This is a genomic window from Micromonospora sp. NPDC047730, from assembly GCF_043204765.1.
Classification (GTDB): domain Bacteria; phylum Actinomycetota; class Actinomycetes; order Mycobacteriales; family Micromonosporaceae; genus Micromonospora.
The window spans coordinates 153,668-169,666 of record NZ_JBIDCU010000012.1 but is presented as its reverse complement, the minus strand read 5'-3'; the positions used below and the strand labels follow the sequence as shown (position 1 = coordinate 169,666).

The window sequence follows — 15,999 nt, the reverse complement described above, 5'->3', positions numbered from 1 at the left end:
GTCAGGACGCGACCGTGCGCAGCGAGGTCGTGGCATGACGATGCACACCCTGTCCGTGCTGGTGGAGAACAAGCCGGGCGTCCTGGCCCGGGTCTCCGGCCTGTTCTCCCGGCGCGGCTTCAACATCGACAGCCTCGCCGTCGGCGAGACCGAGAACCCGGACGTCTCCCGGATCACCATCGTGGTCAACGCCGAGTCGTCCCCGCTGGAGCAGGTGACGAAGCAGCTCAACAAGCTGGTCAACGTGCTCAAGATCGTCGAGCTGGACCCGCAGGTCTCGGTCGCCCGGGAACTGCTCCTGGTCAAGGTGCGCGCCGACCGCGCGGCCCGGGCCCAGGTCCTGGAGACGGTCGGCCTGTTCCGGGCCCGGGTGGTCGACGTGGCACCGGACACGCTGACCATCGAGGCCACCGGCACGCCGGACAAGCTCGACGCGCTGCTGCGCGACCTCGAGCCCTTCGGCATCAAGGAGATGGTCCAGTCGGGGCTGGTGGCGATCGGGCGCGGTTCGCGTTCCATCACCGCCGGGCCCGCGCTCCGGGCCGCCTGACCCCGGCCGCCCACGCGGCGCGCCGCCTGACCCGCCCCACCTGGCCGGCGCGGCGCGCCGCCGGAACCGCCATTCGCACAGATCCACGACGGGCCGCCCGGGCCGCCGTACGAAAGGGAAAATCATGAGCGTTGAGGTGTACTACGACGACGACGCCGACCTGGGCCTGATCCAGGGCCGGAAGGTCGCCGTGATCGGCTACGGCAGCCAGGGCCACGCGCACGCGCTGTCGCTGCGCGACTCCGGCGTCGACGTGGTGATCGGTCTGCCGGAGGGCTCCAAGAGCCGGGCCAAGGCGGAGGAGCAGGGCCTGCGGGTGGTCACGCCGGCCGAGGCGGCGGCCGAGGCCGACGTCATCATGATCCTGGCGCCGGACACGGCCCAGCGACGCCTCTACGCCGACTCGATCGCGCCGAACCTGAAGCCGGGCAAGGCCCTCTTCTTCGGCCACGGCTTCAACATCCGCTACGGCCTGATCAAGCCGCCGGCCGACGTCGACGTGGCGATGGTCGCCCCGAAGGGCCCCGGTCACCTCGTGCGCCGCCAGTACGCCGACGGCAAGGGTGTGCCCTGCCTGGTCGCCGTCGAGCAGGACGCCAGCGGCAACGCGCTCGCCCTGGCCCTGTCGTACGCCAAGGGCATCGGCGGCACCCGGGCCGGCGTGATCAAGACCACCTTCACCGAGGAGACCGAGACCGACCTCTTCGGCGAGCAGGCGGTGCTCTGCGGTGGTGCGGCGGCACTCGTGCAGACCGGCTTCGAGGTGCTCACCGAGGCGGGCTACGCCCCCGAGGTGGCGTACTTCGAGTGCCTGCACGAGCTGAAGCTCATCGTCGACCTCATGTACGAGGGCGGCATCGCCAAGATGCGCTACAGCATCTCGGACACCGCCGAGTACGGCGACCTCTCCCGCGGGCCGCGCGTCATCGACGCCCGGGTCAAGGAGGAGATGCGCAAGATCCTCAGCGAGGTCCAGTCCGGCGAGTTCGCCCGGGAGTGGGTCACCGAGGACGAGGCCGGCCGGCCGAACTTCAGCAAGTGGCAGGCCGAGGGCGCGGCGCACCCGATCGAGGAGACCGGTCGCAAGCTGCGCGGCATGATGAGCTGGGTCGACCGCCCGATCACCGAGACCGCCTGACGAACACCCCCGGCGACCCGGCCCGGGCGCTCTCCCCGGCGCCCGGCCGGGCCGCCTCCTTTCCGCCACCCACCGACACCGCTCGCCGCGCCGGCGCCATCCGGCCGATCCACCCGCCCCGAACGGGACCTCGCCCGCCTCGCCGAGGCGGCGCGGGCGCCCCGTCGTGCGCCGTTCACCGGCAGGTCGTCGCCCGTTGTGAGGGCACTCACCCCACGGTCCGGGACATGCCGGCCGGCCGGCCCCCTACGATCGCGGGTAGGTGCGTAGCCGGCACCTGACGGCCATGGCACGGATCAGTGCAGGGCGCAGCGCGGCGTCCCGCAGCCCGGCCTACCGCTCTGACGACAACTACGAGGACCAATGACTCCTGTCGTACTGATCGCCGAAGAACTCGCTCCCGCCGCCATCGAGGTGCTCGCCCACGACTTCGACGTCCGCCACGTCGACGGCACCGACCGTCCGGCCCTGCTCTCGGCGCTCTCCGAGGCCGACGCCGTCATCGTGCGCAGCGCCACCCAGATCGACGCCGAGGCGATCGCCGCCGCGCCGCGGCTGAAGGTCGTCGCCCGGGCGGGCGTGGGCCTGGACAACGTCGAGGTGCCGGCCGCCACCGCGCGGGGCGTCATGGTCGTCAACGCCCCCACCTCCAACATCGTCTCCGCCGCCGAGCAGGCCGTCGCCCTCCTGCTGGCCGTGGCCCGCAACACCGCCAGCGCCAGCGCCGCGCTGAAGGCGGGGGAGTGGAAGCGGTCGAAGTACACCGGCGTGGAGATCCAGGGCAAGACCGTCGGCGTGGTCGGGCTCGGCCGCATCGGCGTGCTCTTCGCGCAGCGGATCGCCGCCTTCGGCACCCGGCTGATCGCGTACGACCCGTACATCCAGCCGGCCCGCGCCGCCCAGCTCGGCGTCCGCCTGGTGGGCCTGGAGGAGCTGCTGCGGGAGAGCGACTTCATCTCCATCCACCTGCCGAAGACCCCGGAGACCGTCGGCCTGATCGGTGAGAAGGAGCTGGCCGTCGTCAAGCCCGGCGTCCGGATCGTCAACGCCGCCCGCGGCGGGCTGGTCGACGAGCAGGCCCTGGCCGACGCCATCGCCGAGGGCCGGGTCGCCGGCGCGGGCGTGGACGTCTACGCCAAGGAGCCCTGCACCTCCTCGCCGCTGTTCGCCTTCGACAACGTGGTGGCCACCCCGCACCTGGGCGCCTCCACCGCCGAGGCGCAGGACAAGGCCGGTCTGGCCGTGGCCAAGAGCGTCAAGCTGGCGCTCCAGGGCGAGTTCGTGCCGGATGCGGTCAACGTGCAGGCCGGCGGCGTCGTCGCCGAGGACGTCCGGCCGCTGCTGCCGCTGGCCGAGAAGCTCGGCCGGGCCTTCACCGCCGTCGCGGGCGGGGTCGCCGCCAGCGTCACCGTCGAGGTGCGGGGCGAGATCGTCAACCACGACGTGTCGGTGCTCAAGCTCGCCGCCACCAAGGGGCTGTTCAGCTCGGTGGTCGAGGAGCAGGTGACCTACGTCAACGCCCCGCACCTGGCGGCCGAGCGCGGCGTCGAGGTCACCCTGGTCACCCAGGCCGAGACGGTCGACCACCCCAACCTGGTCACCGTCCGGGGCGCGCTGCCCGACGGGCGTACGGTCAGCGTCTCCGGCACGGTCACCCAGGCGGGCACGCGGGACGTCCTCAAGCTGACCGAGGTGGACGGCTTCGACGTGGAGATCGGCGCGGAGGGCATCCTCGTCTTCCTCCGCTACGTCGACCGGCCGGGCGTCGTGGGCACCGTCGGCACCCTGCTCGGCGAGGCCGGCATCAACATCGCGGCGATGCAGGTGGCCCGCCGGGAGGCCGGCGGCGAGACGCTGATGACCCTCACGGTGGACCAGGCGCTCGGCGCGGACCTGCTCACCTCCGCGGCGGACTCGATCGGGGCGGTCGCGGCCAGCGCCGCCGACCTGCGCGACGAGTGACCTGACGCACGACGACGGGGGCCCGGCGATTCCGCCGGGCCCTTCGTCGTCCGCCGTGCGGCGGGCCCGTCGTCGCGTGCGGGCCGCTCCGGGCGGCGGGCCCGTCGTCGCGTGCGGGCCGCTCCGGGCGGCGGCGGGCCCTTCGTCGTCCGTTCGACGGTCAGCCGGCGGCGGGGGCGTCGTGATGCCGGGCGGTATCGCGGCGATGCAGGACGTGACCGACCCGGACCGCCCGTTCAGCCGGGTAGGCGCGCCGGCGGCGGGTAGACCGAGCCGTCCTGGGCGTCAAAGAGCATCAGGTCGTGCTCGCCGGCCAGCCGCTCGATGTCGAGCAGCACCTGGTCCGGACAGGTCGGGTGCAGGTTCAGCTCGACGTGGTCGTTCGCCGCGTGCAGCGGCGCCACCGCCCACGGGGTGTCCCGCCCGGCGGGCCGGTCCGGATAGCTTCTGGTGATCGCCCGGTAGAACGCCACCACCCGCGGATCCGGGTGGCGTTCGACGTGCTGCCCCTGCCGGCAGCGCCGCACCGCGGCCCGCACGTCCTCGGGTGTCGCCCCGTCCGCCAGGGCCCACACGCTCAGATCGAAACTCACGGCGGACAGCGTGCCATCCGCCGTTCAGCCTGTCGAAATCGCCCCGCCGATGGGCCCTTCCGTGCCGCGACGGTCCGGTGTGGAGACCCTTGCGTCGAGTTACGTCGATTCGCTAGCGTACCGGTGCGGTCACTGGCCGAGCTCGCGGCGTAGGCCCGTCTTCGGGTGGCGAGGTCGACGTCCGGCCGACCGGCCCGCACCCCTCGATTGCGCGAGCCACGCGCACTCGTCGCTGACCGGCCCTCACGGTCGTTGCCGAGACCGTGGGGGCCGATCGCGCATGCCGGCCCCGCACCGCCCGCCGCCGCACGGCACCCGACCGCACGGCACCGGCCGGCGTCTCGGCGACGCTCCACACCGGTCGCCGGCTCGGCGCCCGCACCGGTCGGCGGCTCAGCGGCGGTGGGCGAAGAGCGCGCGGTAGTCCGACCCGTTGCGGAACCAGACGAGACCGGCCGGCCCGGCGGCGTAGAGCGCGGTGGCGTAGGCGTCGGCGACGGCGAGGTCGGGGCCGACCACCGTCGCGGCGACCAACTGCTCGGCCGGCTCGCCCGTGTGAGGGTCCACCACGTGTCCCTGCCGGCCGCTCACCCCGGACGTGCCGACCGCACCCGCCGTCATCTCCAGCACCAGCGGCGCGCGGTGCCGATCCGTCGGGTGGTGCACCGCCACCCGCCACGGGCCGCCGTGCGCCGCGTGCCCGCGTACGACCAGGTCGGCGCCGGTGAGCACGGCGTAGTCGTGGATGCCCGCGGCGCGCAGCCGGGCGGCGGCACGCTCGACCGCCCACCCGCCGAGCAGGCCGCCCGGGTCGAAGCCGCCGGGCACCGCCCAGGCGTCGAACCAGCCGTCGGTGGCCGCCCGCATCGCCGCGCAGCGGTCGACCAGGTCGGCCAGCGGCGGGTACGACTCGGGGCTGATCTCGCCGCGGCGCAGCCGGGAGACCAGGCTCTCGGGCCGGCTCGGGCCGTACGTGAGGTCGATGGCCCGCAGTTCCGCCACCGCGTCGCGCAGCGCGTCCCCGACGCCGCGGCGGCCCAGCCACTCGGGCGCGTTGAGCAGCAGCGAGTATTCCGCCGTCGAGGTCCGCACGGTGTGCTGGACGGCGATCCGGTCGCCGGTGGCCGCGCCGGGGCGGTCGACGCGGTGGCTGCGGGCGCCGAGGCGCAGGTCAGGCCGGCGGGGCTGGAAGGCCGGCTGGTCCACCCAGCGGGTCCGTGGCTGCTGGTCGATCCGCATGACAGTGCTCCCTCGCTGCCGGCGGGCCGCGTCGTCGCGGTGCCGTCGCGGGCCCCCGTGACCCGCTCGTCACCACGCTAGGCAGCGGAGATGACCCCACCATGAATGTCACCTGAGAGCATCCTGTGCATCTCGGTTTCCCGAATCGTGGAACCTTCGTACCGGGAGGCGGGACAGCGGCGTACGGTCAGACGTAACGGCGAGGCGAAGGAGCGCAGGACGTGGCACGGATCGCGGTGGTGGCCGGGGACGGGATCGGACCCGAGGTGGTCGCGCAGGCCCGCAAGGTCATCGACGCCGTGCTCCCGGGGGTGGAGGCTACCGAATACGACCTCGGCGCCGCCCGCTGGCACCGCACCGGCGAGGTGCTGCCCGACTCGGTGCTGGACGAGCTGGCCGGGCACGACGCCATCCTGCTCGGTGCGGTCGGCGACCCCACCGTGCCGCCGGGCGTGCTGGAGCGGGGCCTGCTGCTCAAGCTGCGGTTCGCCTTCGACCAGTACGTCAACCTGCGTCCGGCGCGGCTCTGGCCCGGCGTGGCCGGGCCGCTGGCCAGCGTCAAGCCCGGCGAGGTCGACCTGGTGGTGGTGCGCGAGGGCACCGAGGGCCTGTACGCGGGCGCCGGTGGCGCGCTGCACCGCGGCACCCCCGCCGAGGTCGCCACCGAGGAGAGCCTGAACACGCGGCACGGGGTGGAGCGGGTGATCCGCGACGCCTTCGCCCGCGCCACGCGCCGCGAGCGGCGCAAGGTCACCCTGGTGCACAAGACCAACGTGCTCACCCACGCCGGCTCGCTGTGGGCGCGCGCGTTCGAGGCCGTCGCCGCCGAGCACCCCGACGTGACCACGGAATACCAGCACGTAGACGCCGCCGCGATGTTCCTGGTCACCCAGCCCCAGCGCTACGACGTGGTGGTCACCGACAACCTGTTCGGCGACATCCTCACCGACATCGCCGCGGCGGTCACCGGCGGGATCGGGCTGGCGGCCAGCGGCAGCATCAACCCCGAGGGGGCCTACCCCTCGATGTTCGAGCCGGTACACGGCTCCGCGCCGGACATCGCCGGGCGCGGCGTGGCCGACCCGGTCGCGGCCGTGCTCTCGGCCGCGTTGCTGCTCGACCAGCTCGGGCACGCCGACGCCGCGGCCCGCGTCACCGCCGCGGTCGGCACGGAGCTGGCCGGCCGGGCCCCGGGCGTACCGCTGCGCACCGAGGAGGTCGGCGACCGGCTGGCCGGGTACGCCGCCTCCTGAAGCCGGCGGGCCCGCCCCACCGGGGCGCCCCTTCCCTGTCCTCCGTCCCTCCGACGCCACGGGTGCCGCGGCGGGTCACCCGTCCGGCGCCGTCGATGCGCCGGGCGTAGCTACCCCCTGAACGACCGTTCGGGGTAAGTTTCTCGCACCATCTTTCTCGGCATGCGGACCCGTGTGCCGTCCGTCCCCAGGGAGGTCAGCGCGATGAGCGGTGGTGACAAGCTCGACTTCGAGATCCGTCCGAATCCCGCGCCGGTATCCGTCGCCGACCGGGCCGCCCTGCTGGCCAACCCCGGGTTCGGCCGGGTCTTCACCGACCACATGGTCACCATCCGCTACGCCGACGGCAAGGGCTGGTACGACGCCCGGGTCGAGGCGCGCGCGCCGATCCCGATGGACCCGGCCGCCGCGGTCCTGCACTACGCGCAGGAGATCTTCGAGGGCCTGAAGGCGTACCGGACGCCCGACGGCGGGGTCACCATGTTCCGGCCGGAGGCCAACGGCGCCCGGTTCGCCGCCTCCGCCCGGCGGATGGCGATGCCGCCGCTGCCCGAGGAGGCGTTCGTCGACTCGCTGCGCCGGCTCGTCGAGATCGACCGGGACTGGATTCCCGAGGGCGAGGACGGCAGCCTCTACCTGCGTCCGTTCATGTTCGCCAGCGAGGTGTTCCTCGGCGTCCGCCCGGCCAACGAATACCTCTACGTGGTGATCGCCTCGCCGGTCGGCGCGTACTTCTCGGGTGGGGTCAAGCCGGTGACGGTCTGGGTCTCTCCGGACTACACCCGGGCCGCCCCCGGGGGCACCGGCGCGGCGAAGTGCGGCGGCAACTACGCCGCCTCGCTGGTGGCCCAGGCCGAGGCGATCGAGCACGGCTGCGACCAGGTGGTCTTCCTCGACGCGGTCGAGCGCCGCTACGTCGACGAGCTGGGCGGCATGAACGTGTTCTTCGTCTACGACGACGGCACCGTGGTCACCCCGCCGCTGACCGGCACGATCCTGCCCGGCATCACCCGGGAGTCGGTGCTCGAGCTGGCCGCCGGCGCGGGGCACCGGATCGAGGAGCGGCCGGTGAGCTTCGCCGACTGGCAGGCCGACGCGGCCAGCGGCCGGCTCCGCGAGGTGTTCGCCTGCGGCACCGCCGCCGTGATCACCCCGATCGGGCAGGTGCGCTTCCCCGACGGCGAGTTCCTGGTCGGCGACGGCGGGCCCGGCCGGGTCACCATGACCCTGCGCCAGCAGCTCGTCGACCTCCAGCGGGGCATGGCCGACGACCCGCACGGCTGGGTCCGGCGCATCCTCTGACCCGTACGCGCGACCGACGCCGCCCCCGCGCCGCCCTCGGCGCGGGGGCGGCGTCGTCCGTGCCCACCCCACCCCACCCGATCCCACCCCCGCCACCCCGCCCCCGCCGCGTCGATCTTGCACTTTGTGCCCGGACAAATCAGGGCAGGTCGCGCATTCGGGGGGCACAAACTGCAAGATCGCGGGAGCGGGAGCGGGAGCGGGAGCGGGAGCGGGAGCGGGAGCGGGGGCGGGAGCGGGGCGGGGGCGGGTCAGGTCAGGAGGTGGGCGCGGAGGGCGGCGAGCTGGGCGTCGGTGACGCCGGCGTGGCGAAGGTAGCCCTCGACCGAGCCGTGGGCCGCCCGCAGCTCGGCGAGGAAGAGCGTCATGGCCTCGGCGGGGCAGGTCAGCACCGGCAGGGTGTGCCCCGCCTGCTGCCCGGTGGCCTCGAACCAGGCGCGGTACCGCTCGCCGGCCTCGGTGCTCAGCGCGTAGTCGGCGGCGATCTCGTCGTCGTCGACGCCGAGCACCGCGAGGGTGAGCCCACAGACGATGCCGGTGCGGTCCTTGCCGGCGACGCAGTGCACCACCACGGGGGCGTTGGCGCTGTCGGCGATCAGCCCGACGGCCTCGGCGAGCCCGGCCGTGCCGGTCTCCGCGAGGTCGGCGTACCGGTCGGCCAGGTAGCGGGCCAGGTCGGTGCCCGGCTGGTAGGGCCGCTCGCCCCACTCGGCGTGCTCGGGGTGGATGTTGCGCCAGGTCAGGCCGTCGAAGTGGGGGATCCGGCCGTCGCGTTCCACCTCGTAGGGGCGGCGCAGGTCGATGACCGTGCGCACACCGAGGGCGGCGAACGCCTCCCGGTCGGCGTCGTCGATGCGGTGCGGCGAGTCGGAGCGGTAGAGCCGGCCCCGGCGGACGGTGCGCCCGTCACGGCCGGAGTGGCCGCCGACGTCGCGGAAGTTGAACATCGTGGCGAACGGGATCCTGCGGTTGACCTCGGTGGCGTCCACGCTGACACGGTAACGGCCTCCCGCGGCTGGCGGGAGACCGTCGCGCGCCGGTGACTACGGCTAGCGGGCGGTGCCGGGCGGGATCGCCGAGTACGTCTCGCCGTAGTAGCCGCCGAGCCGGTCCCGGTAGGTGGGGTCGGTGTCGGCGGTCTCGTCGTACTCCGGGGCGGCCTTGATCTGGTCCTTGCTCCGGTCGACGTGGACCTTGCGCTCGTCGTGGTCGACGTGGTTGACGGTGCCGGCCGGGATCATGACCTTCCGGCCGAAGATCCACGGGCCGGTGTCCACCACCAGGTAGCTGTCGTTGACCTCGTGGCTGGCATTGTCGATCTTGCCGATGCCGCCGTCGGTGGCCTCGACCTTGTAGCCGACCAGGTCGGCGTCGGCCACCCGCGCCGTGTCCCGGTAGCGCCACGGGTCGAACGTGCCGGCGGGCGCGCCGCCGGCGAACTCGCCCTGGCCGCCGTGGCGCACGGGGTCCGGGCTGCCGTGTGTGCTGTGCGGGTCGAGCCTGTCCATGTGACAACTCCTGCCCCGACTGTCGTCAGTCGTCTCGCCGGATCGAGTCCTCGTCCTGGGAGGAGCTACCCGGGCGGTCGCCGCCGGAAACGGCGGTGGGCCGGTGCCGAGGACGACGGTGGGCCGGCGCCGTCGTGCGGCGCCGGCCCACCGGGGCGTACGGGTCAGGCGAGCGCGGCCTGGGCGTCCAGGGTGACCGCGGCGGCGTGCACGACGGCGGCGATGCGCAGCCCCTCGTGCACCTGCTCGCGGCTGAAGCCCGCGCCGCGCAGGGTCTTCTCGTGCGACTCCAGGCACACTCCGCAGCCGGTGATGGCCGAGACGGCCAGGCACCAGAGCTCGAAGTCGGCCTTCTCCACGCCCGGCTTGGCGATGATCTGCATCCGCAGCCGCGCCGGAATCGACTGGTACTGCTCGTCGCCGATCAGGTGCTTGGCCCGGTAGTAGACGTTGTTCATCGCCATGATCGCGGCGGCGCCCTTGGCCGCCTCGATCGCCTCCGGCCCGAGGTGGGTGGCCGCCTCGTCGGCGATCTCCCGCAGCACCACCGGGTTGCGCGCGGCGACGGCGCAGGCCAGGGCGGTGCCCCACGCCTGCTCCGGCTTCAGCGTGCTGGTGCCGATGGTGGAGCCGAGGTTGAGCTTGATGTCCTTGGCGTACTCCGGCAGAGCCGCCTTGACCGCGTCCAGACCCACGGTCAGGCCCCGGCCCCGGCGAGCAGTTTGGTGGCGTCCAGGGTCTCGCCGCCCTTGTTCCAGTTGCACGGGCAGAGCTCGTCGGTCTGCAGGGCGTCGAGCACCCGCAGCACCTCGGAGACGTTCCGGCCGACCGAACCGGCGGTCACCATGACGAACTGGATCTCGTTGTTCGGGTCGACGATGAAGGTCGCCCGCTGGGCCACGCCGTCCTCGCCGAGCACGCCGCAGGCGGCGGTCAGCTCGCGCTTGATGTCGCTGAGCATCGGGAACGGCAGCTCGCGCAGGTCCGGGTGGTCCTTGCGCCACGCGTAGTGGACGAACTCGTTGTCGACCGACACGCCGAGGACCTGGGCGTCCCGGTCGGCGAACTCGTCGTTCAGCCGCCCGAACTCGGCGATCTCCGTCGGGCAGACGAAGGTGAAGTCCTTCGGCCAGAAGAAGACGACCCGCCACTTGCCCTCGTGGGACTTGTGGTTGATCGTCTCGAACGCCTTCTCGGCGTCCAGCGACACGCAGGCGGTGAGTTCGTACTCGGGGAAGCGGTCACCGACAGTGAGCACAGGTCCTCCTTGACAGTGGCACGAGGCCGGTAAAACTGGATCGGTTCCAGATACTTCCTCAGCGCTGTTTCCGCCTGGCGGCGGCCGGGTCACTTGTGAAGTGGATCACCGGCTTCCGGTTCCGCCGGCGTGCGGGCGCCGGCTGCGGTATCGCGACCCTCCGTCACCGTCCCGCCATGTGGACTGTGCCTCCCAAAACTACTGCTCGGGTGGCAGAGTGGCGATCGTGACCAGCACCTACCTGATTATTCGCACCTAGCGCGCCGGCCTCCCCTCCGCCGAGCGCGCAGACCTCCCGCATCCGCGGGGGGTCTTTTTGTTGCTCTCGAAAGGATCCCTGATGACCTTCCAGGTGTACGACACGACGCTGCGCGACGGTGCCCAGCGCGAGGGGCTCAGCTATTCGGTGGTCGACAAGCTCGCGGTGGCCCGGCTGCTCGACGAGTTCGGGGTCGGCTTCATCGAGGGCGGCTGGCCGGGCGCGGTGCCGAAGGACACGGAGTTCTTCCGCCGGGCGCGCAGCGAGCTGGACCTGAGACACGCGCTGCTGGTGGCGTTCGGGGCCACCCGCCGGGCCGGGGTGCAGGTCGCCGACGACCCGCAGGTGCGCGGTCTGCTCGACGCGCAGACCCCGGCGGTCGCCCTGGTCGCCAAGGCCGACCTGCGGCACGTCGAGCGGGCGCTGCGCACCACCGCCGGGGAGAACCTGGCGATGGTCCACGACACCGTGGCGCACCTGGTGGCGGAGGGTCGCCGGGTCTTCGTCGACGGCGAGCACTTCTTCGACGGCTACCGGTCCGACCCGGCGTACACGGCCTCCGTGGTGGAGACCGCACTCGCCGCCGGCGCCGAGCGGTTCGTGCTCTGCGACACCAACGGCGGCATGCTGCCCTCCCAGGTGAGCGCCGCCATCGCCGACCTGACCGCCCGGCTGGGCGTGAGCCCGGAGCTGCTCGGCATCCACTGCCAGAACGACACGGCCTGCGCCGTGGCGAACACGATCGCCGCCGTCGAGGCGGGGGTGCGGCACTTCCAGGGCACCGCGAACGGCTACGGCGAACGCCCCGGCAACGCCGACATCTTCGCCGTGGTCGCCAACCTCCAGCTCAAGCTCGGGCTGCCCGTCCTACCGGACGGCTGCCTGGGGCAGATGGTGCGGGTCTCCCACGCCATCGCCGAGATCGCCAACATCGCCCCCGACACCCACCAGGCATACGTCGGGGCCGCGGCCTTCGCCCACAAGGCGGGGCTGCACGCGAGCGCGATCAAGGTGGATCCGCTGCTCTACAACCACGTGGACCCACAGGTGGTGGGCAACGACATGCGGATCCTCGTCACCGAGATGGCCGGCCGGGCCAGCGTCGAGCTCAAGAGCCGCGAGCTGGGCCTGGACCTGGCCGGCCATCCGGAGGCGCTGTCCCGGGTGACCGGGCGGGTCAAGGAGCTGGAGGCCGACGGCTGGTCGTTCGAGGCCGCCGACGCCTCGTTCGAGCTGCTGGTCCGCGCCGAGCTGGACACCGCGCCGCCGAGGCCGTTCACGCTGGAGTCGTACCGGGTGCTGGTCGAGCACCGGGAGGACGGCGCGGTGGTCTCCGAGGCGACCGTCAAGATCCGCGTACGCGGGGAGCGGGTGATCGCCACCGCGGAGGGGAACGGCCCGGTCAACGCCCTGGACGAGGCGCTGCGGGCCGGGTTGGCCCGGCACTACCCGCAGCTGCGCGACTTCGAGCTGGCCGACTTCAAGGTGCGGATCCTGGAGGGCAGCAGCGGCACCGGAGCGGTGACGCGGGTGCTGCTGGAGACCGCCGACCGCAACGGCCGCGACTGGACCACGGTCGGCGTGCACCCCAACGTCGTCGAGGCGAGCTGGCACGCCCTCGTCGACGCCCTCACCTACGGCCTCGACCGCGCCCGGGTCTGAGGCGGCCCAGCCACCGCGTGGGCGCCGGCCACCGCAGCCGGCCCGGCGGGTCAGCCGGCCGGCAGGCGCAACTCGGCCAGGACGGCGCGGTGGTCGCTGCCCGGCACCCGGTGCACGGCCACCGCCCGTACGGCTATCCGGCGGTCGACCAGCACGTGGTCGATGGTCACCGGTGGGATCGGGTCGCCGTCGTAGGGGCCCCAGGTGCCGGTGAGACCGGCGCCGACCTCGTCGGCGGCGTCGACGTAGCCGGTGGCCAGCAGGGCGCGCAGCGGGGCGTGGTCGAGGGTGGCGTTGAAGTCGCCGGCCAGGATCCGCAGCGGCCCGTCCGGCGTCGCGGGCGGCTGCGCGGCCAGGTCGGTGCGCCAGTGGCCGACCTGGTCCACCGCGTACGGCGCCGCCGGGTGCGCCGACTCGACCCGCACCGGCGGCGCCCCGGGCACCGTCACCGTGCCGTACGCCTGGTCGAAGCCCCAACCGCCGCGATTGCGTCGGACGCCGCCCTCGTCGACCGGGAACCGGGCGTAGAGCCCGGAGCCGACCGTGCCCGGCTGCGGGTCGAGGTGCCGGTGGGGGAGCAGCCGGTCCAGGCCGAGTCGGTCCAGCTCCGCTCCGGCCCCGGGGGTGAACTCCTGCACGGTGAGCACGTCGACGCGGTGCCGCTCGACCAGGTCGACCAGCGCCCGCGCGTCGGCGGCCCCGGCGAGCAGGTTGGCGGTCAGCACCCGCACCGTCGGCCCCGCGGCCGAGGGCTGCCCGGCGGGCAGGGCCCGGGGCGCGACCACGGCCACCAGCGCCGTCGTGACCACCGCCGCGACCACCGCGGGCCACCGGCACCGCAGGGCGAGCGCGAGCACCAGCGGCAGCAGGCTCCCGGCGGCCACGTACGGGGTGAAGGCCAGCAGTTGGACCAGCGGCCCGTGGTCGAGGCCGGCCAGCCGCAGGGCTGCCCAGGCGACCCCGGGCGCGACGGCCGCCCAGCAGAGCGCGGTGCCCGATCGTCCCGCCCGGCTGCCCGTCGTCCGTTCCGCCGCCCCGGTGGTCATGGCCGGGCCTTGGCGATCATGGGCGCGCCTGGCGTGATCATGGCTGGAGAGTAGCCCGGCCCCCCGCGCGCCGCGGCCCCGTCGCCTCCGCCGCGCGCATTCGTGAATGCCGTGGCATTCGCTTTTCACAAATTGTCGGCGACTGTCGACCGTTTTGATGAAGCGTGATCAACTATTGACGTCCGGCTTTTTGTGGTGCTACGTTCCAGTGGGTTGAGACGTCGAAACTCTGAGTAGTAATGCCTGCTCAGGGCCGGTGAAAATCGTTGAGGCGACAACATCTAGGGTGCGGCCTGAAGTGCGGGCTTCCGGCGGTTGTCGCTCATTTTCCCGGCCCAAGAATGGAAATCTGCCGTCCCGTGACAGCGCGGGAACGGTCGAATTCGCACGGTCAACAAAAGGGAGACCCTGTCATGACCACACTCTTCCGACGCAAGGCGGTGGCGGTGGCCTTCGCCGCCCTGGCGCTCACCCTGGCCGGGGGCGGCATCGCCGTCGCCCAGCCGGCGGCGAAGGCGCGCGCCGAGGTCGCCCAGCCGTCCCTCCGTCAGCCGGGCGACGGCAGCCAGCCGGCGGTCACCCCCGCCGAGGCCCGCAAGGCCAAGGCCGCGCTGGCGCAGGGGCCGTCCACGCAGGCGACCGCGCCGGGCACCATCTCCTTCGCCGTCGTCAGCAGCGGTGGCACGCTGCTCCGCGGCTCGCCCGAGGCGGTCTCCGCCACCAGGTACGGCCCCGGGCAGTACCAGGTCCTGTTCAACTACAACGTCACCCTGAAGGGCTTCCACGCCACCATCGGCACCACCGACCCGTACAACGTGCCGCCGGGCGGGGAGATCTCGGTGGCGCCGCGGCTCCAGACGCCGAACGCGGTCTTCGTCCAGACCCGCAACTCGTCCGGCAGCCCGTCCGACCGGCCCTTCCACCTGACCATCACCAACTGACGCACCCGCTGACCCGCCGGCCCCCACCGCCCGTGGGGGCCGGCGCCACGCGGTGGGCCACCGGCGGGCGAGTCGGGCACGCGGGCGCCCCCCGCCGGTGTGTGGCCGGCCGCGTCGTCGCTGCCGGCCCGGGAGGCTCGTCCCGGTTCGGGCCGGTAAGGACCGCCCCGGCGCTGATAATCCGACGTTTGTCCGAGGGCCGCCACGGGAAGCAAGCACCGTGACGGACATCTCGGACACCCTGGCCAGCGTGCCCAGCCCGGCCGATCCCGACGCGAGTTCGGCCGAGCTGGAACAGACCCTCTTCGAGGTCAAACGCGTGATCGTCGGGCAGGATCGGCTCGTCGAGCGCCTGCTCACCGCCCTCGTCGCCGACGGGCACTGCCTCCTGGAGGGCGTGCCCGGGGTGGCCAAGACCCTCGCCGCGCAGACCCTCGCCACCGTGGTCGGCGGCACCTTCTCCCGGATCCAGTTCACCCCCGACCTCGTCCCGTCGGACATCGTCGGCACCCGGATCTACCGGGCGTCGAAGGAGACCTTCGACATCGAGCTGGGCCCCGTCATGGCCAACCTGGTGCTCGCCGACGAGATCAACCGTGCCCCCGCCAAGGTGCAGTCCGCGTTGCTGGAGGCGATGGCGGAGCGCCAGGTCTCCATCGGCGGGCGCAGCTACCCCGTGCCCGACCCGTTCCTGGTGCTGGCCACCCAGAACCCGATCGAGTCCGAGGGGGTCTACCAACTGCCGGAGGCGCAGCGCGACCGGTTCCTGATGAAGATCGTGGTCGACTACCCGAGCGACGCCGACGAGCTGGCCATCCTCTACCGGATGAGCGCCGACCGGCCCACCGCCCGGCGGGTGCTCGACCCGCAGCGGCTGCGCGACCTCCAGGCCCGCGCCACCCACGTCTTCGTGCACCACGCCCTCGCCGAGTACGTCGTCCGGCTCATCCTCGCCACCCGCGACCCCGGCCGGTTCGGCCTGCCGGAGATCGCCCCGCTCCTCGCGTACGGGGCGAGCCCGCGGGCCACGCTCGGGCTGGTCGCCGCCGCCCGGGCCCAGGCGCTGCTGCGCGGCCGGGAGTACGTGCTGCCCGAGGACATCCGCGAGCTGGCCGTCGACGTGCTGGCCCACCGGCTGGTGCTCTCCTTCGACGCGGTCGCCGACGGGGTGTCCGCCGAGTCGCTGGTGCGCCGGCTGGTCGAGGCGGTGCCGCCGCCCCGCGTCGCCACCGGCCACCCCGAGTTCGCGACCGACCTGGCGGCGGCATGAGGTGGCGCGGGGCCACCT

The 15,999-nt window shown here is 73.3% G+C and carries 15 protein-coding genes; 8 read left to right on the top strand and 7 right to left on the bottom strand.

Annotation, left to right across the window (positions count from 1 at the left end; all coding sequences use genetic code 11):
- Positions 1-34 precede the first annotated feature (34 nt).
- The 3 genes from ilvN (at position 35) to serA (ending at position 3,650) form a co-directional block, all read left to right on the top strand.
- Positions 35-550 (top strand): acetolactate synthase small subunit, encoded by a 516-nt coding sequence (gene ilvN / locus ACGF5G_RS25385; RefSeq protein ID WP_091096900.1) that lies wholly within the window; start codon positions 35-37, stop codon positions 548-550.
- A gap of 124 nt (positions 551-674) precedes the next feature.
- A complete protein-coding gene (ilvC, locus tag ACGF5G_RS25380; RefSeq protein WP_357695373.1) occupies positions 675-1,688 on the top strand; it encodes a ketol-acid reductoisomerase in 1,014 nt (337 codons plus the stop codon).
- A 363-nt stretch (positions 1,689-2,051) separates the two neighbouring features.
- On the top strand, positions 2,052-3,650 hold the full coding sequence (gene serA / locus ACGF5G_RS25375) for a phosphoglycerate dehydrogenase (protein ID WP_393266864.1): 1,599 nt from the start codon (positions 2,052-2,054) through the stop codon (positions 3,648-3,650).
- 236 nt (positions 3,651-3,886) lie between these two features.
- On the opposite strand, the gene ACGF5G_RS25370 is transcribed toward serA, so the two are convergent.
- Together ACGF5G_RS25370 and ACGF5G_RS25365 are read right to left on the bottom strand one after the other, a co-directional pair.
- Positions 3,887-4,243 (bottom strand): hypothetical protein, encoded by a 357-nt coding sequence (locus tag ACGF5G_RS25370; RefSeq protein ID WP_357695369.1) that lies wholly within the window; start codon positions 4,241-4,243, stop codon positions 3,887-3,889.
- A gap of 393 nt (positions 4,244-4,636) precedes the next feature.
- Positions 4,637-5,482 (bottom strand): FAD:protein FMN transferase, encoded by an 846-nt coding sequence (locus ACGF5G_RS25365; protein ID WP_393266861.1) that lies wholly within the window; start codon positions 5,480-5,482, stop codon positions 4,637-4,639.
- A gap of 221 nt (positions 5,483-5,703) precedes the next feature.
- Between ACGF5G_RS25365 and ACGF5G_RS25360 the strand changes: the two genes are divergently transcribed.
- Together ACGF5G_RS25360 and ACGF5G_RS25355 are read left to right on the top strand one after the other, a co-directional pair.
- Complete coding sequence (locus ACGF5G_RS25360; RefSeq protein WP_393266858.1) at positions 5,704-6,735, top strand: 3-isopropylmalate dehydrogenase; 1,032 nt, start codon at positions 5,704-5,706, stop codon at positions 6,733-6,735.
- 204 nt (positions 6,736-6,939) lie between these two features.
- Positions 6,940-8,037 carry a branched-chain amino acid aminotransferase gene (locus tag ACGF5G_RS25355; protein ID WP_393266855.1) on the top strand — a complete coding sequence of 366 codons (1,098 nt, stop codon included), beginning with the start codon at positions 6,940-6,942 and terminating at the stop codon, positions 8,035-8,037.
- A 251-nt stretch (positions 8,038-8,288) separates the two neighbouring features.
- Here ACGF5G_RS25355 and ACGF5G_RS25350 read toward each other — a convergent pair whose 3' ends face one another.
- The 4 genes from ACGF5G_RS25350 to ACGF5G_RS25335 form a co-directional block, all read right to left on the bottom strand.
- Positions 8,289-9,026 (bottom strand): tyrosine-protein phosphatase, encoded by a 738-nt coding sequence (locus tag ACGF5G_RS25350; protein WP_393266853.1) that lies wholly within the window; start codon positions 9,024-9,026, stop codon positions 8,289-8,291.
- A gap of 60 nt (positions 9,027-9,086) precedes the next feature.
- Complete coding sequence (locus tag ACGF5G_RS25345; protein WP_357695361.1) at positions 9,087-9,545, bottom strand: PRC-barrel domain-containing protein; 459 nt, start codon at positions 9,543-9,545, stop codon at positions 9,087-9,089.
- A 164-nt stretch (positions 9,546-9,709) separates the two neighbouring features.
- The gene (locus ACGF5G_RS25340) at positions 9,710-10,240 is read right to left on the bottom strand and encodes a carboxymuconolactone decarboxylase family protein (RefSeq protein ID WP_350704754.1); all 531 of its coding nucleotides are present in this window, start codon (positions 10,238-10,240) and stop codon (positions 9,710-9,712) included.
- Positions 10,241-10,242: 2 nt separating this feature from the next.
- Positions 10,243-10,803, bottom strand: coding sequence for a peroxiredoxin (locus tag ACGF5G_RS25335; protein ID WP_350704756.1), 561 nt, complete (start codon positions 10,801-10,803; stop codon positions 10,243-10,245).
- A 340-nt stretch (positions 10,804-11,143) separates the two neighbouring features.
- On the opposite strand from ACGF5G_RS25335, the gene cimA reads away from it, so the two are divergent.
- Entirely contained in the window at positions 11,144-12,724 is a 1,581-nt protein-coding gene (cimA, locus tag ACGF5G_RS25330; protein WP_393266849.1) for a citramalate synthase, read from the top strand.
- A 50-nt stretch (positions 12,725-12,774) separates the two neighbouring features.
- On the opposite strand, the gene ACGF5G_RS25325 is transcribed toward cimA, so the two are convergent.
- Positions 12,775-13,770 carry an endonuclease/exonuclease/phosphatase family protein gene (locus tag ACGF5G_RS25325; protein WP_393266846.1) on the bottom strand — a complete coding sequence of 332 codons (996 nt, stop codon included), beginning with the start codon at positions 13,768-13,770 and terminating at the stop codon, positions 12,775-12,777.
- A gap of 413 nt (positions 13,771-14,183) precedes the next feature.
- Between ACGF5G_RS25325 and ACGF5G_RS25320 the strand changes: the two genes are divergently transcribed.
- Positions 14,184-14,711 carry a hypothetical protein gene (locus ACGF5G_RS25320; RefSeq protein ID WP_393266843.1) on the top strand — a complete coding sequence of 176 codons (528 nt, stop codon included), beginning with the start codon at positions 14,184-14,186 and terminating at the stop codon, positions 14,709-14,711.
- Positions 14,712-14,931: 220 nt separating this feature from the next.
- Entirely contained in the window at positions 14,932-15,981 is a 1,050-nt protein-coding gene (locus tag ACGF5G_RS25315; protein ID WP_357695351.1) for a MoxR family ATPase, read from the top strand.
- The last annotated feature ends 18 nt before the right edge of the window (positions 15,982-15,999 follow it).